At 73.5% G+C, this 24,440-nt stretch carries 23 protein-coding genes; 11 read left to right on the top strand and 12 right to left on the bottom strand.

Going from position 1 to position 24,440, the window contains the following annotated elements; translation table 11 throughout:
• Positions 1–18 precede the first annotated feature (18 nt).
• The 3 genes from groL to ACQEVM_RS03240 all read left to right on the top strand — a co-directional run bounded on the left by groL (position 19) and on the right by ACQEVM_RS03240 (position 3,267).
• Positions 19–1,641, top strand: coding sequence for a chaperonin GroEL (groL, locus tag ACQEVM_RS03230; RefSeq protein ID WP_053681120.1), 1,623 nt, complete (start codon positions 19–21; stop codon positions 1,639–1,641).
• Between the two features lie 131 nt (positions 1,642–1,772).
• A complete protein-coding gene (locus ACQEVM_RS03235) occupies positions 1,773–2,372 on the top strand; it encodes a phosphoribosylanthranilate isomerase (protein WP_433074561.1) in 600 nt (199 codons plus the stop codon).
• A gap of 154 nt (positions 2,373–2,526) precedes the next feature.
• On the top strand, positions 2,527–3,267 hold the full coding sequence (locus ACQEVM_RS03240) for a beta-glucanase (RefSeq protein WP_433074564.1): 741 nt from the start codon (positions 2,527–2,529) through the stop codon (positions 3,265–3,267).
• Between the two features lie 53 nt (positions 3,268–3,320).
• Here the strand turns inward: ACQEVM_RS03240 and ACQEVM_RS03245 are convergent, their stop codons facing one another.
• Genes ACQEVM_RS03245 through ACQEVM_RS03260 form a run of 4 tightly spaced genes read right to left on the bottom strand, consistent with a single transcriptional unit; the run spans position 3,321 to position 7,422 of the window.
• Positions 3,321–3,902, bottom strand: a complete 582-nt coding sequence (locus ACQEVM_RS03245; protein WP_433074567.1) for a GNAT family N-acetyltransferase — start codon at positions 3,900–3,902, stop codon at positions 3,321–3,323.
• 46 nt (positions 3,903–3,948) lie between these two features.
• Entirely contained in the window at positions 3,949–5,442 is a 1,494-nt protein-coding gene (locus tag ACQEVM_RS03250) for a PTS transporter subunit EIIC (protein ID WP_433074570.1), read from the bottom strand.
• Between the two features lie 26 nt (positions 5,443–5,468).
• Complete coding sequence (murQ, locus tag ACQEVM_RS03255; RefSeq protein ID WP_433074573.1) at positions 5,469–6,392, bottom strand: N-acetylmuramic acid 6-phosphate etherase; 924 nt, start codon at positions 6,390–6,392, stop codon at positions 5,469–5,471.
• Between the two features lie 13 nt (positions 6,393–6,405).
• The gene (locus ACQEVM_RS03260) at positions 6,406–7,422 is read right to left on the bottom strand and encodes a MurR/RpiR family transcriptional regulator (RefSeq protein WP_433074576.1); all 1,017 of its coding nucleotides are present in this window, start codon (positions 7,420–7,422) and stop codon (positions 6,406–6,408) included.
• 160 nt (positions 7,423–7,582) lie between these two features.
• Here ACQEVM_RS03260 and ACQEVM_RS03265 point away from each other — a divergent pair, with 160 nt between their 5' ends.
• The 3 genes from ACQEVM_RS03265 to ACQEVM_RS03275 all read left to right on the top strand — a co-directional run bounded on the left by ACQEVM_RS03265 (position 7,583) and on the right by ACQEVM_RS03275 (position 10,187).
• A complete protein-coding gene (locus ACQEVM_RS03265; RefSeq protein ID WP_351750254.1) occupies positions 7,583–7,957 on the top strand; it encodes a hypothetical protein in 375 nt (124 codons plus the stop codon).
• A 7-nt stretch (positions 7,958–7,964) separates the two neighbouring features.
• Entirely contained in the window at positions 7,965–8,231 is a 267-nt protein-coding gene (locus ACQEVM_RS03270) for a DUF4031 domain-containing protein (RefSeq protein ID WP_351381381.1), read from the top strand.
• 234 nt (positions 8,232–8,465) lie between these two features.
• Complete coding sequence (locus ACQEVM_RS03275; RefSeq protein ID WP_433074580.1) at positions 8,466–10,187, top strand: FG-GAP repeat domain-containing protein; 1,722 nt, start codon at positions 8,466–8,468, stop codon at positions 10,185–10,187.
• A 113-nt stretch (positions 10,188–10,300) separates the two neighbouring features.
• Here ACQEVM_RS03275 and ACQEVM_RS03280 read toward each other — a convergent pair whose 3' ends face one another.
• A complete protein-coding gene (locus tag ACQEVM_RS03280; RefSeq protein ID WP_433074583.1) occupies positions 10,301–11,530 on the bottom strand; it encodes a Cmx/CmrA family chloramphenicol efflux MFS transporter in 1,230 nt (409 codons plus the stop codon).
• A 95-nt stretch (positions 11,531–11,625) separates the two neighbouring features.
• Positions 11,626–12,303: an HD domain-containing protein gene (locus ACQEVM_RS03285; RefSeq protein WP_433074586.1), complete on the bottom strand. Its 678-nt coding sequence runs from the start codon at positions 12,301–12,303 to the stop codon at positions 11,626–11,628.
• A gap of 140 nt (positions 12,304–12,443) precedes the next feature.
• Here ACQEVM_RS03285 and ACQEVM_RS03290 point away from each other — a divergent pair, with 140 nt between their 5' ends.
• On the top strand, positions 12,444–13,130 hold the full coding sequence (locus ACQEVM_RS03290) for a copper homeostasis protein CutC (protein ID WP_433074589.1): 687 nt from the start codon (positions 12,444–12,446) through the stop codon (positions 13,128–13,130).
• A gap of 104 nt (positions 13,131–13,234) precedes the next feature.
• On the opposite strand, the gene ACQEVM_RS03295 is transcribed toward ACQEVM_RS03290, so the two are convergent.
• Positions 13,235–15,352 carry a HelD family protein gene (locus tag ACQEVM_RS03295; RefSeq protein ID WP_433074592.1) on the bottom strand — a complete coding sequence of 706 codons (2,118 nt, stop codon included), beginning with the start codon at positions 15,350–15,352 and terminating at the stop codon, positions 13,235–13,237.
• A 323-nt stretch (positions 15,353–15,675) separates the two neighbouring features.
• Here ACQEVM_RS03295 and ACQEVM_RS03300 point away from each other — a divergent pair, with 323 nt between their 5' ends.
• Both ACQEVM_RS03300 and ACQEVM_RS03305 read left to right on the top strand, forming a co-directional pair.
• The gene (locus tag ACQEVM_RS03300) at positions 15,676–15,861 is read left to right on the top strand and encodes a hypothetical protein (protein WP_433074595.1); all 186 of its coding nucleotides are present in this window, start codon (positions 15,676–15,678) and stop codon (positions 15,859–15,861) included.
• Between the two features lie 130 nt (positions 15,862–15,991).
• Entirely contained in the window at positions 15,992–16,984 is a 993-nt protein-coding gene (locus tag ACQEVM_RS03305) for a glycosyltransferase family 87 protein (protein WP_433074598.1), read from the top strand.
• Here the strand turns inward: ACQEVM_RS03305 and ACQEVM_RS03310 are convergent.
• From ACQEVM_RS03310 to ACQEVM_RS03325, 4 genes are all read right to left on the bottom strand, one after another.
• Positions 16,886–17,167, bottom strand: a complete 282-nt coding sequence (locus ACQEVM_RS03310; protein ID WP_053681095.1) for a type II toxin-antitoxin system RelE family toxin — start codon at positions 17,165–17,167, stop codon at positions 16,886–16,888. The genes ACQEVM_RS03305 and ACQEVM_RS03310 overlap by 99 nt on opposite strands.
• 57 nt (positions 17,168–17,224) lie before the next feature.
• A complete protein-coding gene (locus ACQEVM_RS03315; RefSeq protein ID WP_053681094.1) occupies positions 17,225–18,868 on the bottom strand; it encodes a DNA repair helicase XPB in 1,644 nt (547 codons plus the stop codon).
• A 196-nt stretch (positions 18,869–19,064) separates the two neighbouring features.
• Positions 19,065–19,436 (bottom strand): hypothetical protein, encoded by a 372-nt coding sequence (locus tag ACQEVM_RS03320; protein ID WP_433074603.1) that lies wholly within the window; start codon positions 19,434–19,436, stop codon positions 19,065–19,067.
• Between the two features lie 156 nt (positions 19,437–19,592).
• Positions 19,593–22,049 (bottom strand): helicase C-terminal domain-containing protein, encoded by a 2,457-nt coding sequence (locus ACQEVM_RS03325; protein WP_433074606.1) that lies wholly within the window; start codon positions 22,047–22,049, stop codon positions 19,593–19,595.
• A 130-nt stretch (positions 22,050–22,179) separates the two neighbouring features.
• Here ACQEVM_RS03325 and ACQEVM_RS03330 point away from each other — a divergent pair, with 130 nt between their 5' ends.
• Positions 22,180–23,199, top strand: a complete 1,020-nt coding sequence (locus tag ACQEVM_RS03330) for a hypothetical protein (RefSeq protein ID WP_433074609.1) — start codon at positions 22,180–22,182, stop codon at positions 23,197–23,199.
• A gap of 119 nt (positions 23,200–23,318) precedes the next feature.
• Entirely contained in the window at positions 23,319–23,972 is a 654-nt protein-coding gene (locus ACQEVM_RS03335) for an HAD family hydrolase (protein ID WP_433074612.1), read from the top strand.
• A 36-nt stretch (positions 23,973–24,008) separates the two neighbouring features.
• On the opposite strand, the gene ACQEVM_RS03340 is transcribed toward ACQEVM_RS03335, so the two are convergent.
• Complete coding sequence (locus ACQEVM_RS03340) at positions 24,009–24,269, bottom strand: hypothetical protein (protein WP_433074615.1); 261 nt, start codon at positions 24,267–24,269, stop codon at positions 24,009–24,011.
• Between the last annotated feature and the right edge of the window lie 171 nt (positions 24,270–24,440).

The raw sequence follows: 24,440 nt of genomic DNA on the forward strand, positions 1-24,440 counted from the left end.
CCGGGAGGACCACTTCAGATGGCCAAGATCATTGCGTTCAACGAGGAGGCCCGGCGCGGTCTCGAGCGTGGGATGAACCAGCTCGCCGACGCCGTCAAGGTCACCCTTGGCCCCAAGGGTCGCAACGTCGTCCTTGAGAAGAAGTGGGGCGCCCCCACGATCACCAACGATGGTGTCTCCATCGCCAAGGAGATCGAGCTCGAGGACCCGTACGAGAAGATCGGCGCCGAGCTGGTCAAGGAAGTCGCCAAGAAGACGGACGACGTCGCCGGCGACGGTACGACCACCGCCACCGTGCTCGCCCAGGCTCTCGTACGCGAGGGTCTGCGCAACGTGGCCGCCGGCGCCAACCCGATGGCCCTCAAGCGTGGCATCGAGAAGGCCGTCGAGGCCGTCTCCGCCGCCCTGCTCTCGCAGGCCAAGGACGTCGAGACCAAGGAGCAGATCGCCTCCACGGCCTCCATCTCCGCCGCCGACACCCAGATCGGCGAGCTCATCGCCGAGGCGATGGACAAGGTCGGCAAGGAAGGCGTCATCACGGTCGAGGAGTCGCAGACCTTCGGTCTCGAGCTCGAGCTCACCGAGGGCATGCGCTTCGACAAGGGCTACATCTCGGCGTACTTCGCCACCGACATGGAGCGCATGGAGTCGTCCCTCGACGACCCGTACATCCTGATCGTCAACTCCAAGATCGGCTCGGTCAAGGACCTGCTGCCGCTCCTGGAGAAGGTCATGCAGTCCGGCAAGCCGCTGCTGATCATCGCCGAGGACGTCGAGGGCGAGGCCCTGTCGACCCTGGTCGTCAACAAGATCCGCGGCACCTTCAAGTCCGTCGCCGTCAAGGCGCCGGGCTTCGGTGACCGTCGCAAGGCCATGCTCGGTGACATCGCCATCCTCACGGGCGGCACGGTCATCTCCGAGGAGGTCGGCCTCAAGCTGGAGAACGCCGGTCTCGACCTGCTGGGCCGCGCCCGCAAGGTCGTCATCACCAAGGACGAGACCACCATCGTCGACGGTGCCGGTGACAGCGACCAGGTCCAGGGTCGCGTCAACCAGATCCGCGCCGAGATCGAGAACTCCGACTCGGACTACGACCGCGAGAAGCTCCAGGAGCGCCTCGCGAAGCTGGCCGGCGGCGTGGCCGTCATCAAGGCCGGCGCCGCGACCGAGGTCGAGCTCAAGGAGCGCAAGCACCGCATCGAGGACGCCGTTCGCAACGCGAAGGCGGCCGTCGAAGAGGGCATCGTCGCCGGTGGCGGCGTGGCCCTCCTCCAGGCCTCCGCGGTCTTCGAGAAGCTGGAGCTCACGGGTGACGAGGCGACCGGCGCCAACGCCGTCCGCCTGGCCCTCGAGGCCCCGCTGAAGCAGATCGCCGTCAACGGTGGTCTCGAAGGCGGCGTCGTCGTCGAGAAGGTGCGCAACCTGCCCATCGGTCACGGCCTGAACGCCGCGACCGGCGAGTACGTCGACATGATCGCCGAGGGCATCATCGACCCGGCGAAGGTCACGCGCTCCGCGCTGCAGAACGCCGCGTCGATCGCCGCGCTGTTCCTGACGACCGAGGCCGTCATCGCCGACAAGCCCGAGAAGGCCGGTGCCCCCGCGGGCGGCGGCATGCCGGGCGGTGACATGGACTTCTGATCCGCCTCCGGCAGATCAGGCAGTTCCGTTCGCGTTCCGAAGGCGGCACCCCCCACGGGGGTGCCGCCTTCGGGCGTTCCGCGGGGTGGACGCGGAGGCGTCGGGAGGACCGCGGGTGGTTGACTGGACCGATGACTGACGTGTTCATCAAGATCTGCGGGTTGCGGACCGCGCGGGACGTCGACACCGCCGTCGAGGCCGGCGCCGACGCCGTCGGGTTCGTCTTCGCGCCCGGCAGCCCGCGTACGGTCGACGCCGCCGGCGCGCGCTCGCTCGCCGCCCGGGTGCCGGCCGGGGTCCTCACGGTCGGGGTGTTCCGCGGGCAGTCGGTGGAGGAGGTCCGGCGGCTGACGCGGGAGAGCGGGGTGCGCTCCGTACAACTGCACGGCGACGAGGGGCCCGAGTACTACGAGGAACTGCGCGCGGAGGGCCGGACGCTGATCCGTGCGACGGCCGCCGCCGTCGCCGCCGCGGGGGAGTACGGCGAGGACCTGCTGCTGCTCGACGCCCCGGACCCGGGCTCGGGCAAGCCGTGGAACTGGGGCTCGGCCGAGTTCACCGCACCCGAGGGCCGCTGGCTCCTGGCGGGCGGCCTGACCCCGGACACCGTGCGCGAGGCGCTGAGGACGACCGGGGCCTGGGGCGTTGACGTGTCCAGCGGGGTGGAACGGGAGCGCGGGGTCAAGTCCCCGGAGCTGATCCGCGCGTTCATCGAGGCCGCGCGGGGCTGATCGGAGGCCGCATGCATCGGCTTCGACATCGGCATCGGCTTCGCCTTCGGCATCGATATCGACATCGACATCGACGATTGCCTAGTGAAGTCGCCCGATTACTCTCAGCAAGATTTATGTGTGGGGGTACGGGTCGGATGGGCATGCCACAGGCATGGACACGGACATGTTCGGATGGTTGCGGCGCCTGACCCGCCGCCTCGCCCCGGGGGATGGTGGCGGTGGCGCCGCGGTGTACTCGCCGCGCCGCGCCCCCGCCTTCACCGCCGACTTCGCCTCGCCCACCCAGTGGATCGCCGGTCGCTCCTGGGCCTATCCCAACGGCGGCCCGGTCAATCCGGGCGACAACAAGCTCGACCACCTCGTCTCCGACCCCTCCTACAGTCGCGGTGGCGTCTTCCGGGCCACGCGGCGCCCCGACGGCAACTGGGACGCCGGGCTGCTCACCACCGAGGGCAGTGACGAAGGCTTCATGGTGCGCACCGGTGACGTGCTGGAGGCGCGGGTGAAGCTGCCGGCGGAGCGCGGCGCCTGGCCCGCCATCTGGACCTGGCGGGACGGCGGTCAGGAGATCGACGTCTTCGAGTACCACCCCGACAACCCCGACCTGCTGGAGTTGTCCAACCACGTCCGGGACGCGCACCGCTACCACCGGGACCCGTCGGTCCGGCCCGGCGCGTGGCTCGACCTGAAGGTCGAGTTCGGGCGGAACTCCGTCGTCTGGTGGGTCAACGGCGCCCGCGTCTTCAGCGACAACCGGGGCGTGGGCCGTTCCTGGCGCGCGTACCTCATCGTCAACCTGTCGGTGTGCGCGGGCAGGTACCACCCGGCGCCCGACCCCGGGGCGAGGGAGATGTCGTACGAGGTGTCCCAACTGAAGGTGTACCGGGGCTAGGTCCCGGTGTCGGTCGGGGGTCGGGGGAGACCCCCTGACGGCAGGGCTTCGACTCAGGCGTCCGTGCGCAGGCGGGCGTGCAGGTGCTCGTCGTGCCAGCCGTCCGCGTGGAGGAGGGCCCCGCGCATGGTGCCCTCCAGGGGGAAGCCGGCCCCGGTCGCGACGCGGCACGAGGCCGGGTTGGCCACGGAGTGGGTGATGCGCACGCGGTGCAGGCCGAGTTCCGCGAAGGCCCAACGGCCGACGAGTTCCGTCGCCCGGACCATGGCCCCCTTGCCGCGGCCCTCGGGCAGCAGCCAGTACAGGATTTCCCCGCTCCCGCCGGCCAGGTCGAGGTCTCCGATGCCGATCAGACCGACCGCCGGGGCGTTCTCGGGGGCGACGGCCCAGATCGCGGCCTGCTCGTTCTGCCAACGGGAGCGGAACACGGCGACCTTCGTGACGGCCTCCGCTTCCGTGAGGGGGGTGGTCCGGTTCCAGTGCACGATGTCCGGGTCCAGGCCGGCGGCGGTCAGGGCGGGTGCGTCCGACGGCTCCCAGGGGCGCAGGCGCAGACCGCCGGGAAGCTCGAACGAGGGCTGTGTCAGGCCGCGCAGCCGGCCGGGCGGGACCACGGCGGGTATCGATTCGATCATCGGTTCATGATGCCGGCGGGGCCGGGCCGGCGGGGTTGGCCCGGGGTCAGTGGGTGGGCGCGGGGACGGGCGTCGGGGCGTCCTGTGGGGCGGACGCCGGTTCGGTGTCGGGTTCCGGGGAGGTGTTCAGGTCGGTGAGCATCTGCCGGGTGAAGCCGAAGAAGTACGTCGCGACGAAGCCCACCAGGTAGCCGACGACCAGCCCGCCGGCGTAGATCGCGAGGGTCGCGCCCATCCCGGCCGTGCCGTCGAGCAGCGGGAACAGGGCCCAACCGGACGGGCCGATCGCGGTGGAACCGAACGATGAGCCCAACTGGTTGAAGAGGCCCACGAAGGCCCCGCCGGCCGCGCCGCCCACGCAGGCGGTGACGAAGGGGCGGCCCAGCGGCAGCGAGACACCGTAGATCAGCGGCTCGCCGACGCCCAGGAAGCCGGCCGGGAGCGCCGACTTGATGGTCGTGCGGATCGACCGGTTGCGCGGGAGCCGGTAGTAGACCGCGAGGGCCGCGCCGACCTGGCCCGCGCCCGCCATGGCGAGGATGGGCAGCAGGACGGTGTGTCCGGACTGCTGGATGAGGGTGGTGTGGATCGGGATCAGGGCCTGGTGGAGGCCCAGCATCACCAGCGGCAGGAAGAGCCCGCCGAGGACGAGGCCCGCGAAGGCGCCGCCGGTGGCGAGCAGCCAGTTGGCGAAGGAGCCGATCGCGGTGGAGACCTCGCCGGCGACGAACATCAGGCCGAAGAGGGTGACCAGGCCGGCGACCAGCACCGTGAGCGTCGGGGTGACCAGGACGTCCAGTGCCTCGGGCACCCACTTGCGGCACCACTTCTCCACCTGGACGGCGAGCAGGGCCGCCGCGAGCGCGCCGAGCACACCGCCCTGGCCGGGGGAGAGCTGCTGGCCGAACGCGTCGATCTTCGCGACGCCCGGGAAGACGATGATCGCGGCGACCGCGCCGCCGAGGATCGCCGTGCCACCGAACTCCTTCGCGGTGTTGTAGCCGACGAACACCGCGATCAACGACATGAACCCGGACGCGATGGCCGCCAGGGCCGGGACGACGGCGGGCAGCCATCCCGCGTTCGTCAGCACGCCGTTGAGGCCGGCGATGATGCCGCAGCCGATCAGTGCGGGGATCAGCGGGACGAAGATGTTCGCGATCCGGCGCAGGAACAGCTTGACCGGTGTGGAGTTCCGCGCCGTGCGCGCGTCCTTCATCGCCGCGCCCTGGGCGGCCAGTTCGTCCGCCGTCACGGGGGCGGGCGGGCCGGCCGCCGAGCGGCCCTCCTCCACCAGCGCCTCGAACTCGGGCGTCACGCGGGCGACGGTGCCCGGGCCCAGGACGATCTGGTACGTGTCGTCCTCGACCACGCCCATCACGCCGGGCACGGCCTTGAGGGCCTCGTCGCGGACCAGGGAACGGTCGCGCAGGCCGATGCGCAGCCGCGTCATGCAGTGCGCGACGGAGGTGATGTTGTCCGGGCCGCCGACCAGAGGAAGGATCGCGGCGGCCGTGGCGCGGTTCTTGTCAGTGGACATCGTGGTGTTCGCCTTGCTGCCGGGGGTCAGCGGATCTGGGTGAGGGCGGCCCGGAGGTGGCCCTGGGAGGCGGTGAGGAGTTCGGCCGCAGTGGGGCCGTCGACCCCGCCGAGGATGACGAGGACGGCGTTCTTGACCTCGCCGTCGGTGGCGGTCAGCGCGGCCTCGATCTCCGCGTCGGACGCGCCGGTGGCCAGGGCGACGATGCGGCGGGAGCGGGCGCGCAGCTTCTCGTTCGAGGCGCGCACGTCGACCATCAGGTTCCCGTACGTCTTCCCGAGACGGATCATCGTCACGGTCGAGAGGAGGTTCAGTACGAGTTTCTGCGCGGTGCCCGCCTTGAGGCGGGTGGAGCCGGTGAGCAGCTCGGGTCCCACGACCACCTCGATGCCGTGCTCGGCGGCGGCGGCGAGGGCGGAGCCGGCGTTGCAGGACAGTCCGACGGTGAGGGCGCCGCGTGCGCGGGCGAACTCGACCGCGCCGACGGCGTACGGGGTGCGGCCGGAGGCGGAGATGCCGACGACGGTGTCGTCGGCGCTCAGCGCGAGGGCGGTCAGGTCCTCGGCGGCCAGCTCCTTGGAGTCCTCGGCGCCCTCGACGGCCTTGACCATCGCGGTCGGGCCGCCCGCGATCAGGCCGATGACCTGCGACGGGTCCGTGTTGAAGGTGGGCGGGCACTCGCTGGCGTCGAGGACGCCCAGCCGGCCGGCGGTGCCGGCGCCCGCGTAGATCAGCCGGCCGCCGCGGGCCATCCGGGGGGCGATGTCGTCGACGGCCGCGGCGATCCGCTCCAGCCGGCCGGCGACGGCGGCCGGGACGCCGGCGTCCTCGGCGTTCATCACGCGGGCGATCTCAAGGGTGGACAGCCGGTCGATCTCGGCCAGTTCGGGGCGGAAGGCCTCGGTGGTCAGGGCGTCGAGCTGGGCGCGGAGTTCGGCGTACGCGGTCATGGGCGGGCGGCTCCTAGCGGGTGGTGCGCCTACTGGTGGGGGCGGTGGCGGAGTGTCGGGGCGCGAGCGCTTCGTAGGAGGCGGCCAGGGCGGGCGCGGCGGTCTCGTACGTCTGCTGCGCGACCCCGACGAACAGGCAGTCCACGACGAGCAGCTGACTGGTGCGGCTGGACATGGCCGCCGGGCGCAGTCGGCTCTCGCGGGCGGCGGAGGTGGTGAGCACGTGGTCGGCGTAGTGCGCGACGGGTGCGCCGGGGAGGCCGGTGACGGCGATGGTCGTCGCGCCGCGTTCGAAGGCCCGGCGCAGCGGCTCGATCACGTCACCGGTGGTGCCGGAGTGGGTGATGGCGACGGCGACGTCGCCGGGGCGCAGCAGGACGGCGTTGGTCACGGCGAGGTGGGGGTCGGTGTGGGCGTGCGCGATGAGGCCGATGCGCAGCAGTTTCTGTGCCAGGTCCTGCCCGACGAGGGAGGACGCGCCGACGCCGTACACGTCGATGCGGCGGGCCGTCGCGAGCGCGGCGACGGCCGCGGCGAGCTGTCCGAGGTCCAGGCCGGCGGCGGTGTCGGCGAGGGTCTGCGCCTCCTCGTGCGCGAGTTTCGCGACGACGTCGGCGATCGGGTCGTCGACCGCTATGTCCACGGTGACGGCGGGGGCCGCGCCGGACTCCTGCTGCGCGGCGAGCGCGGCGAGGGCCAGGCGCAGGTCGCGGTAGCCGGGGTAGCCGAGGAGGCGGGCGGTGCGTACGACGGTGGCCTCGCTGGTGCCGGTGTGTGCGGCGAGGGCGGAGACGGTGAGCCTGGCGCAGCCGGCGGGGTCGGCGGCGACGGCCTCGGCGACGGCCTGCATGGAGCGGGTCATGTGCGGTCCGAGGCTGCGGACGCGGGCGCGGAGGGCGGCCGGGGCGGGGGCCTCGACCGGGAGGGGCGGGGTGGGCGTGCCGGCGGGCGTGCCGGTGCCCTTGGGCGTGCCGGTGCCCGTGGTCGTACCGGTGTCGGCGCGGGCTCCGGTGATGGAAGTTTCTTTCACGTTCTCGCTCACACCTGAAATCTATTTTCAGACAGGGGGCGGGTCAAGACGCCATGAGGCCCCGGTTCCGCGGGACTTCCGGGATCCGGGGCCGGGGCCCTTCCGTCCTCTTCGTCCGGGGGCCTTCGTTCCGGGGCCGTCGCGGGTTCACAATGGGCGCATGGACCACGCGACCCCCCTGGAGCAGGCGCTGCACGCCGCCCGTGCCCTCGTACTGACCGATCTCGTCGCGGGCGACGTCGCCGAGGCCGATGTCGTCTCCCTGGTGGAGGACGCCGTCACGCACCGGCGCTGGTGGGTGGAGCAGTGGCCCGAGGGCGTCGACTTCCTCGCGGGGCTCGTCGCCCAGGACGTCCAGGACGCGCTGTTGGAGAAGTACGGCCGCTGGCCCCTGTGTCCCGTCTGTGCGCACGGCGAGCCGCACGCGCTGGACGTCGAACCGGAACTCGGGCCCGACCCGCACTGGGTGTGCTCCGAGGCGGGCGTCCGGGTGGCGGCCGTCGGCGGGCTCGCCCCCGTCTTCGGCCGGCGGTGAGCCGCCGGTGACGGTGTACATCGATCCGCCGACCTGGCCGGGGCACGGCCGGATGTGGTCGCACCTGGTCAGCGACGTCTCGTACGAGGAACTCCACGCCTTCGCCGCGACGATCGGCTGCCCGCCCAGGGCCTTCGAGCGGGACCACTACGACGTGCCCTCGTACCGGTACGCGGACGCGGTCGGGGCGGGCGCGGTGGAGATCGGCAGCAAGGAACTCGTCCGCCGGCTGACATCGGCGGGCCTGCGCCGCCCGAAGGGGCGCCCGGCGTAGATCGTCCCCGGCGCGCCGCCCCCCGGTCGTGACGCGGAAGTGGCCCGGAGGCAGGGGTGTGTTTTCTGCCGTCCCGAGGGGACATCGAGACCATCCCAGGACAACGCGGGCAGGGCGTGGAGGCGCCGCCGGCCTGGGCGTGGAGCCTTCGCGGACTTCCGGGAACCCGGGCGGACCGGCTGTCGGCGCGGCGTGTTAGCGTCCGGCCGATCAGCCAATCTCTTGGGGGGAACTTTGCGAAGATTTTTGGGCGCCGGGATCGCGGCGACGCTGCTCGTCACCGGTGGCGTCGTGGGGGCGGGGACGGCCGTGGCGGCCGGGGATCCGACGTTCGAGTTCTACGACATCGGGGACAAGGTCCTCATGCCGGGCGAGGGCCGGGTCTGGCTGTCCCCGCCGGCCACCGGCGGACAGAACTCCGGTGAGCCCGACGGCACGTACGTGTACGCGCTGAGCAAGAAGCCGCTCACGGACGCCGGCTGGTCCGGCGGCGGGGTGCCGGCCGGGCTGAAGGTCGACCCGACGGACGCCTGCAAGGCGAAGGCCGGGATCGCCGGTGTCTACCTGTGCGACCTGAAGAGCTGGAACAGCTCGGCCCCCGAGGTCTCGGCGGCGAGCACCGCGGCGAACGGCACGACCGCCTACTACGGCCTCGTCTACGTGCCGCGCGGCGCGAGCATCGACGCGGGCATCAAGGAGGCGCAGACCGCCGGCTCGAAGCCCATCGGTCCCCGCCGGGCGCACGCGACGATCACGGCGAAGACCAAGGCGCAGGTCGCGCAGAACACCATGACGCCGACGACCCCGCAGCTGCCGGCGGGCGGCACGGTGCAGCACACCGTGAAGCTGCACGCGGTCGACAAGGGTCGCCTCCAGATGAGCCTGACCGAGGCCCCGGGCTTCCGGCACTGGGACCAGGGTGAGCTGAAGGTCAGCGTCGACGGGGTCACCGCGGGCGGCGCGGCGGGCGCGGCATGCGACCACTCGCTCGGCGAGCCCGGCTGGGGCAACGAGATCCGCTGCGACATCACCAAGCCCGGCGACTACACGGTCACCTACGGGCTGAAGGCCGCGGCCGGCGCGCCGGCGTGGCGGCTGCGCAACACAGCCGTCTACGAGGTGTACACCTTCGGCACGGGCAACCCGGAGAAGGCGGCGGACTTCACGATCGGCAGCTCGATCCCGGTGTCCGAGCGCTTCCGGGTCGTGGGCCGCAGCGCGGACGGCGATCTGTACGACTACCGCGGCACGGGCAGGGGCGCGCAGCCCTTCGACTCGTCCTCGCTGGTCGGCGGCGCCCCGGACTGGAACCGGTACTCGGCGATCACCCGGCTGGGTCCGCTGACCGTGCAGAGCACCGGTCCGGGCGCGGTGGCCCGGGACAAGGCCGGCGTGCTGTGGTTCTACCGGATGTCCGGTGACGGCGGCATCTTCAAGGACCGGCTGAAGCTCGGCGCGGGCTGGAACGCCTTCAACTCGCTGACGGGCGCCTCGGACCTGACCGGCGACAAGAACGCGGACCTGCTGGCGCGGGACACCGCGGGCACGATGTGGCTGTACCCGGGCACGGGGAACACCGCGGCGCCGTTCGGCAACCGGGTGAAGATGGGCGCGGGCTGGAACATCTTCACCTCGCTGGTCGGCGGAGCCGACGCGACCGGCGACGGCAGGCCCGACCTGCTGGCCCGGGACACGGCGGGCAAGCTGTGGCTGTACCCGGGCACGGGTGTCGGCGCGACGCCCTTCGGCCCCCGGGCCGAGATCGGCACCGGCTGGCAGATCTACAACACCGTGCTGGCCCCGGGTGACCTGAACTCGGACGGCAAGGCCGACCTGGTCGCGCGGGACGCCGCGGGTGGGCTCTGGTCCTACGCGGGCACCGGCGTCGCGGCGAAGCCGTACGCCTCGCGCGTGAAGATCGGTACCGGCTGGCAGACGTACAACCTGCTGTTCTAGGTCCGGTCCGCCCGGCCGGATGGAAGCCGGGCGGAAGAGCGTGAGACGGCCTCCGCCCCTCGTGGGCGGAGGCCGTCTCGCTGTCGGTGACGCGCTCAGTGTCGGTGACGCGCTCAGTGGGTCCGGGCCGGCTGCGGTTCCGCGGCACTGCCGGCGGACGCGACGATCCGGGACGCGCGGACCGTCCTGCCCCCGCCGTCCCGCCGGTCCAGCCGCAGCGCGGCCACGGCCAGGCCGATCGCGGTGACCGTCATCGCCGCGCCCGCCCAGGCCGTGGCGGAGAAGCCCATTCCGGCGTCGATGACGGTACCGCCGAGCCAGGGGCCCCCGGTGTTGCCGAGGTTGAACGCGGCGGTCGTGGTGGCGCCCGCCAGGGTGGGTGCGGCTCCCGCGATGTTGAACATGCGGGCGTTCAGGGCCGGGGCCGTGAAGAACGCCGAGACGCCGAGCAGGAACGACAGCCCGATCGCCGCCACCTGCACGGAGGCCAGCAGGGCCAGGGCCGTGAGGAAGACCGTCGAGGCGGTGATGCCCCAGATCAGCACGCCGAACAGGTGCGCGTCGGCGACCCGCCCGCCGATGGTGGTGCCGACCAGCGCGCCCGCCCCGAAGAGGCCCAGGATCCACGGCACCCACCCGGAGTCCAGTCCGGCCACGTCCGTGAGCAGCGGCGACAGGTAGCTGAACGCGCAGAAGACGCCGCCTGCGGCGAGGGCGGTCATGCCGATGGACAGCCACACCTGGCGGTCCCGGTAGATCCGCAGCTCGCTCTTGATCCGCGGCTTCTCGGCGGGCAGCGGAATCCTCGGGATCAGCGTCAGGATGCCGACGAGGGCGACCGCGGAGGCGGCGCCGACCGACCAGAACGCGGAGCGCCAGCCCAGGTGCTCCCCGAGGAAGGCGCCGGCGGGCACGCCGAGGACGTTGGCGATGGACAGGCCGCCGATCATGACGGCCATCGCGCGGGCCCGCTGGTCCTTGTCGACCATGGCGATGGCCACGGCCGCGCCGACGGCCCAGAAGCCGGCGCAGGCGAGGGCGGAGACCACGCGGGAGGCGAAGAGCAGCTCGTACGAGGGGGCCAGCGCGCCCGCGACCTGCCCGAGGCCGAAGAGGCCGATCAGGGAGACGAGGGTGGTGCGGCGCGGCAGTCGCAGCGTGGCGACGGCCAGCAGGGGTGCCCCGACGACCATGCCGATCGCGAAGGCGGATATGAGCAGGCCCGCCTGCGGGATGCTGACGCCCATGTCCTCGGCGATGGGTGGCAGGAGCCCGGAGAGCATGAATTCGCTGGTCCCGAGGGCGAAGACGGACAGGCCGAGGACGTAGACGGCGACGGGCATGCGGGATCGTGTGGAGGCTGCGGGCATGACAGTCACAAACCACCGCGAACGCTCTCGCATTCCCCGGAACGCGCACGTCCGCCGGCGTTCGCGCGTCAGCTCGTCTCGCTGAGGGTGGCCAGTTCGGCGGCCAGGTTGCGGCGGGCCGGCGCCTCCCAGTGCGCGGCGCCGTACGGGGTGCGGAACAGTCGGGGCAGGGCCAGCAGCTGCCCCAGGACGGCGGCCCGGCCCTCGCGGAACGCGTCGTCCGGAACGAACCCGTACTCGGCGCGCACGGCGGCGACGTACGCGGCGTACGCGTCGGGCTCCCCGGCGAGCACGGCGAGGTCGGCGTCGCAGAGGACCTCGCCGTCGACGTCCCCGGGGGCCGGGTCGTGGGTGACGGTGAGCCGGACCAGGCGGGCCACCTCGGCGGTGCGGTCGGCGTCGATGCCCAGCTCGGGCAGGGCGCGCTCGGCGAGCACGGCGCTGCGCTCCTCGTTCTCGGAGCGGTCCGGGCGGTAGACGGCGTCGTGGAACCACGCCGCCAGCTCCACGGCGGCGAGGTCGTGCGCGTGCGGCGCGAGGACGTCGATCCGCGCGAGGACGGCGGCCAGGTGCGCGGTGGTGTGGTAGCGCCGCTGGGGTTCCGCCCAGGCCGCGAGGAGGCGCTTCGCGTACGGGGCGGGGTCGGTGTCGGGCGCCGCCCCGGCGGCGGTGACGGTGGCCTGCCAGCGGGTGCGCAGCGGGGCGGTGTCGGGCGGCGCGGTGTCGTGCGCCGGGTCAGGGGTCATGGGCACATTGTGCGGGTGGCGTGATTGTGCTGGTGAAGCGCGGGCCGAGGCCCGTACCCTGGATATTGGACTAGACCTATTTTCCGCGGGTCGCATACGGGTCACATACGGGCAGTTTTCCGAAGGATGGATGGAATCGAATGAGCAACCGTGCGCTCCTGGAGGTGATCGCCCTCGACGTGGAGGACGCGACCGCCGCCCAGGCCGGTGGGGCGGACCGACTGGAGCTGGTCACCGACATGGCCGCCGACGGGCTCACGCCGCCGCGCGAGACCTTCGCGGCGATCCGTGCGGCGGTCGACATCCCGCTGCGCGTGATGATCCGCCGCACGGACGGCTTCGCGGCCGGACCGCTCGACCTCCTCGTCGACCAGGCGCGGGCGCTGCGGGCCGAAGGGGCCCGGGAGTTCGTCCTCGGCTTCCTGCACCCGGACGGCAGCCCCGACCTCGCCGCTGTGGAAGCGGTCGTCTCGGAGCTGGACGGCTGCCCGTGGACCTTCCACCGGGCCATCGACCGGGCGGCCGACCGCGACCACCTGCGCAAGGCGCTCGCCGATCTGCCGGGCCTGGACACCTACCTCACCGCGGGCTCCGCGACGGGCGTCGACGCGGGCCTGCCGACGCTGCTGGCGGAGGCCGCGCGCGGCGGCGAGCCGGGGTACGGGGCGCGGATCCTGGTCGGCGGCGGTCTCACCCTGGCCCACCTCCCGGTGCTCCGCGAGGCGGGCGTCGACGCCTTCCACATCGGCGGCGCGGCCCGTCCCTCCGGGTGGGGCCGGCCGGTGTCCCCGGCGGCGGTCGCGCAGTGGCGCACGGCGCTGGGCTGACGGCGCCGGGCTGACCGCCGGCGGCCCGGACCGGGGGCGGGCGGGACCGGCGGGTCACCGGCGGGCGGGTCACCGGTACGCGCGCCGAACCCGCACCCCCGGGGTCAGGGGGTCAGGGCCTCCGGGAGGGCGCCGGTCGTGTGGATCACCCGGAGCCCGGAGACCGCACGGGTCAGGCACACGTACAGCCGCCGCAGCCCCGTCCGCTCGTCCGGTTCGCCGGCGACGACGGCCCCCGGCTCGTCCAGGACCACGTAGTCGTACTCCAGGCCCTTCGCCAGCGACGCCGGCACCAGCGTCAGACGGGACTGCGCCGTCGTCTCCTCACCGGGATCCAGGTACGGCATGTCCGCCGCCCGCAGGGCCTCCGCGATCTCCGGGACGCGGGCGTCCGCCGCGATCAGGCCGATGGACCCCTCGTGCGCGAAGGAGGCGCGGCAGGCGTCGAGGACCGCGGCCGTGAGGTCGGCGGGGTCGGCGCTCTCCTCGATCAGCAGGGAGCCGGGGGTCTCGCGGACGGAGGAGACGGGGGCCAGGCCGGGGGAGATCGCCGGCAGCAGCCGCGAGGCGTACGCGATCACCTCGCGCGGCACGCGGAAGCCCGCCGTCAGCTCCTCCAGCACCGCCTCCGGCTTGCCCAGGTGGGTCAGAGCCTCGTCCCAACTGCGCGTGGCCCACGGGGTGGTGCCCTGCGCGAGGTCGCCGAGGACGGTCGCGGAGCCCGTCGTGCAGCGCCGTCCGACCGCCCGGTACTGCATCGGGGACAGGTCCTGGGCCTCGTCGAGCACGACGTGGCCGAGCGAGTGCGTGCGCTCCACCAGGTCGGCCGCCTCGTCGATCAGGACCAGGTCGGCCGCCGACCACTTCGCCGACTTCGCGCTCCGGTACGGCTTCGACCACAGCAGGAGTTCCTGCTCGTCGTCCGACAGGATCCCGGCGGCGTGCTCCGCCAGGAACCTCGGGTCGGAGAGCAGCCGCAGCACCAGTTTCGCGGGCTCGACCGGCGGCCAGATCGCCTTCACCGCCGCCTTGACGGTCGGGTTCCGGGCCACCGCGTCCTGGACCCGGTCGTCCGGGGCCTCACCCGCCTGTTCCATCCGTACGAGGATCGTGTGCGCGATCCGCTGCGGGAGCGCCTCGCGGGCGGCGCCGTAGCGGATCTCCCGCTTCTGGAGCTCCTCGACGATCTCCGTCAGCTCGTACGCCGGCACCCGCCACCGGCGCGAGCCGCGGACCACCATCAGCGGCTCCTCGGGGTGGCTGACGTGGGAGTGGACCGCGTTGCGCAGCACCGACGCCATCCGGGCGTCGCCCTTGACCACCGCGGTGGCCGCGCTGTCGGTGCCGCGCACCTCCAGGCCGTCCCGCGAGACGAGGTCGTCGACCGTGCCCTGCTTGACCTCCAGCTCGCCCAGGGCCGGCAGCACCTGCTCGATGTAGTGCAGGAAGGACCGGTTCGGGCCGATGACGAGCGTGCCGGTGCGGGCGAGCCGGTCGCGGTGCGCGTACAGGAGGTACGCGACCCGGTGCAGGCCGACGGCGGTCTTCCCGGTGCCGGGACCCCCCTGCACGCACACGGAGCCCGACAGGCCGGAGCGGACGATCTCGTCCTGCTCGGGCTGGATCGTGGCCACGATGTCCCGCATGGGGCCCACGCGCGGTCGCTCGATCTCCTGCTGGAGCAACCTGCTGACGGAGGCCGCCTCGGCCGGGTCGGAGAGGTGCTCGTCCTCGTACGCGGTCAGCGAGCCGCCGGTGTACCCGAAGCGGCGGCGCAGCGCGATGTCCTGCGGGTCGGTCTTGGAGGCCCGGTAGAACGGTTGGGAGACGGGCGCGCGCCAGTCGATCACCATCGGGTCGCCGCCGGCGTCGTGGACGTGCCGACGGCCGATGTAGAACTGCTCGCCCCCCGCGCCCTCGGCGAGTGCGGCGCCCGGCGCGTGCAGGTAGTCGAGGCGGCCGAAGAAGAGCGGGGTGTGCGCGAGGTCGGCGAGGGCCTTGACGCGGTCGTCGATCTGGGCCTGGAGGACGATCGCGTTGACCCAGTTCGCGGTGACGTCGCGGATGTCGAGGGACTCCACGTCCTCGCGCATCGCGCGGAGCGCGGAGCGGGAGGCGGCGAGGTGCGCCTGTTCGCGGGCGAGGGGGTGCGCGGGGTCGGTTTCGACGGGGGCCCCGCCGGTGGCGGTGACGGTGGCGGGCTCGGGGGCGTGCGCGGGCACGGGACTGCCTCCAGCTGCTGATCATCTGCGGCGATCGGAACGGACAGATGCCCGCCGGTTTCCGTGCGGCGGGCGGCTCTCCCCGGTGCGGCGGGAGGCGGCAAGAGCGGAGATTCTAGTCATGGTCGGGATGGCGCGCGAACGGGTTTCGGGGGGTGGAGGTTCCCCGCGGCGGGACGCCCGTCCGGGTGTCATACCCCCGGGTGTCAGACCTCGGGTAGGGGGACTCGGGGGTGTTCTGCGTCTTGAGGAGGACACGGAAGCCCTGGTGGTTCCGTCCCGCGGCCGATGTGACATCCGGGGCGAAAACGCATCATGGATACATGAGCACCGCAACCTTCACACCGATCCGGGGCGGCCTCCCGAGCGGGGCCACCGCCACTTCCGATTCCCGTCCGCGCCTCGGCGTCGGCAGCCTCCTGCGCGCCGCCAAGGTCTTCGTCGCCACCGCGATGAGCGTCGTCGTCCTGGGCGAGTACGCCGACGACGCGGGCGTCATACGCCGCTGACGAGGACGCCGCGCCTCGCCGGCGCGTCCGCGTACCCCGTCCCCTCGGCCCGGTTCCGACGGCTCGCCCGCACCGGGGCCGTGGCCTGATCCGACTGCGGCCCGCCGCTGATCCACTAGGGTCACGCTTCGTGACCCGGAGTCCCGCCCCCGACCGCTTGCCGTCGTTCCTCGCCGGCGTGCTGGTGACGGGCTCGCTGCTCGCGCTGGGTGTGCTCTGCATCGCCTTGCGCGTCCCCATGGCCGACGCGCTCGCACGCGGTTTCTCCGCCGCCGAGTGGCATCCGCCGGCCGCCTATCCGCCGTTCGCGGCGATCCTGTTCACGCCGGCCGCCTGGCTGCCGACCGGTGTGCTGAGGGCCGTGCTCCTCCTCGGCAGTGCCGGGTTGCTCGCCCTGCTGATCCTGCTGTCGTGCCGACTCGCGGGACTGCGCGCACGGCCGGGTCCGGTGTTGGCCGCGACCATCGCCGGGCTGTGGCTGGAGCCGCTGTTCCAGGCCCCGCTGCCCGGTCAGATCAACCTGGCGCTGGCCTGCCTCGCCGTCTGGGACCTGAGCCGCCCCCGTGCCGCGCTGGGCCGGGGATTCGCTCTGGGCACCGCCGCCGGGATCACCCTGACCCCGGCGGTCCTCATCGCGTACCTGCTGCTGGCGGGCCGTGTCCGGACCGGCCTGACGGCCCTGGCCGCGTTCGTCGGTACCGGCCTGCTGGGCCTGGTCGTGTTCCCGCAGGCATCCGCCGAGTTCTGGACCCGGCACCTGCCCGCGACCGGCCCGGCCCTGCTGCCGGACTGGCCGCCCCTGTGGGTGTGGTGCGTCCCGCTGCTGGCGTACCTCGCGCGAACGGTCCGCCGGGCCCACCGGGGGCACCGCGCCCGCCGCGCCGGCCGTCCCCGGGCCCACGACCGCCCGGAGCACGCCGGGCCGGCGGCGGCCGTACCGGTCGCCGTACCGGTCGTGGGGGAGACCGGGGGAGAGCCGGACGAGGTGTCGGGCGAGGGGCGGGAGCGGGTGCCCTCCCCGAGATCAGCCCTCGGGGAGGAGGATGTCCGCGTCGTCGAAGACCCGCAGCACCACGAGCAGCAGACGCCCGCGCGACACCATGTACTCCGCCACGATCTGTGACGTCAGCCGGATCTCACGATCCTGTTCGCCCGCGCCTATCGGCCGGGACAACTCCGTGTAGGGGTCACGCGCCAGGATGTCGAGGGCCTTGTCGAAGGACGCCCGGCGCGGCGGGTCCAGTCGATCCCGGTCGCGGCCCGCCGACTCCGTGAAGAGGACTTCGTAGATCTCCTGGTGCGCCATGCGTCTCTCCTTGCCCGGGCGGGTCACTTCCAGCGTAGTGCCCCGCCCCGACCCCCCTCAGTCGTTGGTCAGGAGCTCGTCGGCGTCCATGATCCGGTACGCGTAGCCCTGTTCGGCGAGGAAGCGCTGGCGGTGTGCGGCGAAGTCCTGGTCGATCGTGTCGCGGGCGACGACCGAGTAGAAGCGCGCCTCGTGGCCGTCCGCCTTCGGGCGCAGCACGCGGCCGAGGCGCTGTGCCTCCTCCTGCCGGGAGCCGAAGGTGCCGGACACCTGGATGGCGACCGTGGCCTCGGGCAGGTCGATGGAGAAGTTCGCGACCTTGGAGACGACGAGGACGCTGATCTCGCCCTCGCGGAAGGCGTTGAAGAGCTTCTCGCGTTGCGCGTTGGAGGTCTCGCCCTTGATGACGGGCGCGTCCAGGTGCTCGCCGAGTTCGTCGAGCTGGTCGATGTACTGCCCGATGACCAGCGTCTGCTCGCCCTGGTGCTTGCGCACCAGCGCCTCGGTGACCTTCCGCTTCGTCGCCGTCGTCGCGCAGAAGCGGTACTTCTCCTCCGTCTCGGCGGTGGCGTAGGCGAGCCGCTCGGAGTCGGTGAGGTTGACGCGCACCTCGACGCAGTCCGCCGGGGCGATGTAGCCCTGCGCCTCGATCTCCTTCCAGGGGGCGTCGAACCGCTTGGGCCCGATCAGCGAGAACACGTCCGACTCGCGCCCGTCCTCGCGCACCAGCGTCGCCGTCAGCCCGAGGCGACGGCGGGCCTGGAGGTCGGCGGTGAACTTGAAGACCGGCGCGGGCAGCAGGTGCACCTCGTCGTACAGGATCAGGCCCCAGTCCCGGGAGTCGAAGAGCTCCAGGTGCGGGTAGACGCCCTTCCGCTTGGTCGTCAGCACCTGGTACGTGGCGATCGTGACGGGCCGGATCTCCTTGCGGGTGCCGGAGTACTCGCCGATCTCCTCCTCCGTCAGGGACGTCCGCTTGATCAGCTCGTGCTTCCACTGGCGGGCCGAGACGGTGTTCGTGACCAGGATCAGCGTGGTCGCCTTGGCCATCGCCATGGCACCCGCGCCGACCAGCGTCTTGCCGGCGCCACAGGGCAGCACGACCACGCCGGAGCCGCCGTGCCAGAAGCCCTCGACGGCCTGCTGCTGGTACGGGCGCAGCGCCCAGCCGTCCTCGACCAGGTCGATCTGGTGCGCCTCGCCGTCGACGTACCCGGCGAGGTCCTCGGCCGGCCACCCCAGCTTGAGCAGGGTCTGCTTGATCTGCCCGCGCTCGGAGGGGTGTACGGCCACGGTGTCGGGGTCGAGCCGGGCGCCGACGAGCGGGATGATCCGCTTGGACCGCAGGATCTCCTCCAGCACGGGCCGGTCGGTGCTGGTCAGGACCAGACCGTGCACGGGGTGCTTGGAGAGGGTGAGCCGGCCGTAGCGGGCCATGGTCTCGGCGACGTCGACGAGCAGGGCGTGCGGGACGGGGTAGCGGGAGAACTCCACGAGGGCGTCCACGACCTGCTCGGCGTCGTGGCCGGCGGCGCGGGCGTTCCACAGACCGAGCGGGGTGATCCGGTAGGTGTGGATGTGCTCGGGGGCCCGCTCCAGCTCGGCGAACGGGGCGATGGCCCGGCGCGCGGCGCCGGCCAGCTCGTGGTCGACCTCGAGAAGGAGTGTCTTGTCGCTCTGGACGATGAGAGGCCCGTTCACAGAGGTCCCTTCCGGTGGTGGCGACCGCCCGAACGCGGACGGCCAAACCTCCAGTCTGCCGCATCGCCCCGCGGGCGGGGTGGTTCTGGGGCCGACGGATCCGGCAGCCGGGGTGCCGGGACGTGGCGCGAGGGTGCCGGGGGTGCCGGGCTTCCGACCGGGCGCGGGTGGCAGGGGCGGGTACGTCCGGTGCCGGTCAGCCGTCGAGCGCGGCCAGCAGGGCGAGGGCGCCGGACTCCAGGGCCTGCGGGTCGGCCCGGGAGGCGCTGACCACCTCCAGGTGGGCGGTGGCGATCGGCTTGGCGTGCGTTGCCTCGTCGCTCGGCGGGGCGTCGATCCGATCCCGGGCGGGGCCGAAGAAGTCGGTGTAGGCGTCGACGATGACGTACGGCAGGTCCTCGTCGAAGCCGACGACCGCCATCGCCTGGGTGCGGCCGTCGTCGTACAGGTCCAGGAAGTCGGATTCGCCGGTCCCGGCCGCGAGGGTGTCGAGGACGCCGTGGGCGAAGCGCCGCAGGTCATCGGTGCGCGCCACGCCGAGCACGTGCGGGGCGATTCCCCTGTCCACGCTGCCGTCCACAGGCTCGAAGGTAACCGGCGGCGGCCCATCCCGGGGGCGTTGACGGATCGGACGGTCATGCCGGCCCGCAGTCCCGACCGGATGCCCGACGGGGCGTCCTCCACGACCGGGGACCGGGCGGGCGTCGCGCCGAAACGGGGGGTTCTAGACCTGGTCCTCGGCCAGTTCCGCGACACCCGTGATCCGGTGCAGCGCGTACGTGCGCACCTCGTCGGCCGTGTGGTCGTAGCCGGTGACGAAGCCGCCCTCCACCCGCACCGGGGCGATGACGCGCTGGCTCGCCGCGCCCTCCGCGTTGACGTACCCGATCCACACCGCCGACCCCGTCAGCGCGGCCGCCTGCACCGTCGCCAGGGTCTCCGCCGCGCTCGTGCGCGGGAGTTCGCCCGGGGCGCCGGCGAGGCCCGCGGCCGGCGCGGGTTCCTTGCGGACCGCCGTCGCCGCCAGGTCGCCCGCGCGGATGGCCCGTACGGCCGCCCCGAGCAGGGTCGCGTCCGGGACCGGCGGACCGTCCGGCACCGGGGCCGGCGCCGAACGCGCCGGGCTGCGGTGCGCGTCGGCCCGGGCGACGAGCACGTCGCCGGTACGGGATTCGGCGGCCGGGGCGTAGCCCATCGCCCGCAACCCGTCGAGCAGCACCGTCGGGTCGGCCTGTGCGGCCAGCACCGTGGGCGCGAGGCGGCGCAGCCCCAGTCCGGCGGAGCGCTTGTCGGCGAGGATCTCGCCCAGCATGGCGTCGTCGTCGCAGCGCACGTACGAGGAGGCGGCGCCCACGCGCAGGTGCCCGTGCCGCCGCGCCACGTCGTCGATCAGGTACGCCAGCGGTTGCGGGACGGGGGTGCGGCTGTGCTCGGCGAGGAAGGCGTGCAGGTCGACGGCGGTGTGCCCGGAGTCCAGGGCCCTGCGCACCGAGCCCGGGGTGAAGCGGTACACCGTCGCCCCGCCCTTGGACTCCACGTCGGCCAGTGTGGCCAGGACGTCGCCGATCCCGCGGCGCAGCGGCCCGGGCGCCACCGCCGTCAGGTCGGCCTGGAGCAGGACGTGGTCGACCGGCTCGGGCAGCAGCGGGGCGAGCAGCGGCGCCGGGTCGCGGTGTTCCAGCAGGGCCCGGCCGAAGGCGGCCAACGCGCCGCGGCCGGTGACGCCGAGCACCTCGGCCTCGGTCAGGGTCCAGTGCGCGAGGCGGGCGCGCAGATCGCTCGTACCGCGCACCGGGCGTTCCCAGGCGAGCCGGGCGAAGAGGGTGTCCGGATCGGCGGAACCGCCCTCGGGCAGTTCGGCGAGCAGGTCGAGGACCCGTCGGCGGACCTCCGGTGCGGCGGACCGGTCGAGGTCCGGGCCGAGGGCCGCCAGGGTGCGGCCCTTGCCGTCCTGTTCGCCGACGAGGGCGGAGGTGCGGGTGGCGGGCAGCCAGGCCCGCGCGAGCGTCGACCAGCGTTCCGCGGGCGGGAGTTCGCACCAGTCGTCGAAGGCGGGGGTCGGCGCGTACCGCTCGTCGGCCTCGCCGTCGCTCGCCAATAGCCCTGCGGCGTAAGCGAGTTCGATCCAGAACGCGGCCGAGGTCTCGGTGGTGTCCAGGGTCGACGCCGCCCGTTTGAGGTCCCGTACGGACAGCCCGCCGGCCCGCAGCACCGCCGGACCGGCGTGCTCCCAGGACTTCACCAGCTCCTCGACGGTCGACAGCGCGGCGAGCGCCTGCCCCGCCGCGTTCGCGTCCACAAGCTGTGGACGGTGCTCGCGGTGCGCGGGCACCGCGGGCGCCACGGGCTCCGTCACGCGGTGCGCGAGCCCGCCCCGCAGGTACAGCGCCACCTCGCGCGGCAGGACCACGGTCCGCGCCGAGGAGGGCAGCAGCAGTCCCCGGTCGCGCAGCCAGCGCACCGGCGGGGTCGGGTTCGGGGTCACCTCCCCGTACGGCGGCCCCCACACGAGCCGCCCCAGCACCTGGTGCGCCTCCGCGGGCGCCTCGTCGAGGAGCGCCGACATGCGTTCCGGGTCGGTGAACAGCCCGGTCAGCGCGGTCACCGCCGACACCGGGTCGTGGGTGGCGGGCAGCCCGGCCGCCGCCACGATCTCCTGCACCCGGGTCGGGGACATCCCCGCGGTGGCCTCGGCGACCGTCGGGCCCAGCCCGGTCGGGGACGGTCTCCCGGCGGCCGGAGCGAGCAGTTCCCGGGCGGTGCGCACCAAGCGCAGCCGTTCGTGGTCGCCCCACACCAGGGCCTGGTCGCGCAGGGTACCCAGGGCCCGGGGGAGGGCGGCGCGGGCACCGTTGTCCTCGGCGGAGGCCGTTCCGGTGTCGCCGGTCAGCAGCGCCTCCAGCACCGGGTACGGGCACGGGTCCGGGGCGACCGCGAGGGCCTCCGCCGTCTGGAGGGCGAACCGGTCCAGCCGGTCCAGGGCGCGCACCACCGACGCCCGGGTACCGGCCCGGGTGGCCAGCTGGGTCACATCGCCCGGCACCGGGTTCAGCAGGTCCGGGCGGGCGTGCAGCAGCGCGGTGAGCGCCACGTCGTCGCGGGCGCGCAGCGCCTCGGCGAGGGAGCGCGGGACGCTCGCCGCGGTTCCGGCAGCTCCCGCGGCGTTGCTGGGCTCGGGCACTGTCGCCTCCTGGTCACGTCGGCCGGTCGTCGGCCGGTCCCCATCCGGTCAACGGTATCCGCTGCGCCCGCGCCGGCTCCACGGGCGCACGCGCTACCTTCGGGACAGACGGGACGGGAGGAGTCGGGGCGTGGGCATCGAGAGCGACCAACTGGTCTACGAATATCTCAGCAGGGTCGGGGACTTGGCGCAGCGGCGACAGTTGCCGTCGGGCGACCGGATGCGGCTGGTGTCGGGGTTGCGGGACGAGATCGACCGTCGGCGCGCCAAGTACGAGCCGGAGACCCCGGCGGCGGTACGGCGCATCCTGGAACGGATCGGCACGCCGGAGGAGGTGTTGGACACGCTGGGCACCCTGAGCCGGCCGGCGTCCGGTTCCTCCGCCGCTCCCGCGCGCCCCGACCCCGTCCCCGACCCGTCGCCCGCCGTGCCGACGCAGCGCACGGGCCTGCGCCGCAAACCCGCCCCGCGGCCGCGCCCCGCCGAGAACGTGCCGCCGCACCTGGCCGGGCTCGACGAACTGGGCGACGGGGGCGACGCCGAGCCCGACTGGTGGCGGCTGTCCCCGGGCGGGCCGGGCGGGTTCGGGGGGCCGCAGGTCGAGGGCTTCGCGGGCGGGATCGAGGTCCCGGACCTCTTCAAGGACCCGGAGGAGGACGAGGACCCGGCCGGCACGGCGCCGCAGCCCAAGCAGCCGCCCGGACCGCCCGAGTCCCGCACGCGGACCCTCGCGCGCTTCCTGCGCGAACGCAGGCGGAAGCGGAAGGCGGCGGCGGCCGAACCCGCCCCCGCCGCCGCGGTCGTCGCCGTCGCCCGCCCCAAACCGCACGCCTTCCTGCTGCTGGCGGCCCTGGTGCTCGTCGTCGGCGCGGTCACCGGCTACTGGCTGCTCCTCCTGGGCGGCTGGCTCCTCGCATACGCCTCGCGGGTGCTGGGGCCGACCGAGCGCAAGGCGGTGGTGTTCGGCGTGCCCGGCGCGGTCTTCGCCGGGGCGGTGGTGTGGCTGTGGGGCCGCGGCGACGGCCGCTGGGGCGACGCGTTGGCCGGCGACCAGATGTCCGGGGTGTTCCAGGACATGTGGCCGTGGCTGGCCCGGGTCGCGGGCGTCGCCTCCGCGCTCTACCTGGCGTGGCGGGCCCGCCGCAGGTAGGGGTCCCGGGCCCGCCGCGGGTGGGAGGTACCCCTGGGACTCGGCGGTGTTCACGGACCGGCCGGCCGGACCCCGGCCCACGTTCCCGCCCGCGTGGTCCGGCTCGGCACAATGGCCGCATGAGCTCCGAGACCACGTCCACCACACCCGCCGTCCCCCTGCTGACGGTCGGCTTCGACCTCGACATGACCCTCATCGACTCGCGCCCCGGCATCAAGGCCGCCTACCAGGCGCTCTCGGCCGAGACCGGTACGTTCATCGACGCGGACCAGGCGGTCACGCGGCTCGGTCCGCCGCTGGACGAGGAGCTCGCGAACTGGTTCCCGGCGGCGGAGATCCCCGCGATGGCCGACCGCTACCGGGAGATCTATCCCACACACGCCATCGACCCCACTCCGGCGATGCCCGGCGCCCGCGAGGCGATCGAGGCCGTTCAGGCGCTCGGCGGCCGAGCGATCGTGGTCACGGCGAAGCACCAGCCGAACGCCGTCCTGCACCTTCGGCACCTGGGCATCGAGCCGGACGCGGTCGTCGGTTGGCTGTGGGCCGAGGCGAAGGCGGTCGCCCTGCGCGAGTACGGCGCCCAGGTCTACGTCGGCGACCACGTGGGCGACGTACGCGGTGCCCGCGCGGCCGGCGCGGTCTCGGTGACCGTGCCGACCGGCCCCTGCCCGGAGCCGGAGCTGCGCGCGGCGGGCGCCGACGTGGTGCTCCCCGACCTCACCGCGCTGCCGCAGTGGCTCAAGGAGTACGTCCGTACGCGCGAGGTCTGAGCCCGACGCGGGACCCGTCCGCGCGCGCCGACGTCCTCAGGCGGCCTGGGAGGCCCGGGCCGCCTTGCGCTGCGCCGCGGCCGAGCGGAGCACGCCCGCCGCCGAGATGACGAAGCCGACGCCCATCAGCATGCAGACGGCCCACGCGTACGAGGGGAACGGGTCGGTGTCGAGGAAGAGCGGGGCCATCGTCGCGAGCGTGGCGACGGCGCCGGCGATGAACACGATGCCGCCGGCCTTGACCAGTCCGTCGCCGGGCCGGGCCGCGTCGTCGTCGGGATGAGGAGTAACAGTCACCCCACCAGGGTAGTTCCCTGGCCGAAGCGGCGGAGCGCGAAGGACCGGCGAACGACTTGTCTCCGGATTCCGGAGCACTAGCCTGGAGGTGGCGGGTCAGGGGACCCGCCACGCTGCTATCCGGAACCGCCCACGCGGTGTCCCGGACCCGACGAGTGCAAGGACAGAGGA

It is taken from the genome of Streptomyces sp. CA-243310 (assembly GCF_050936775.1).
GTDB lineage: Bacteria > Actinomycetota > Actinomycetes > Streptomycetales > Streptomycetaceae > Streptomyces.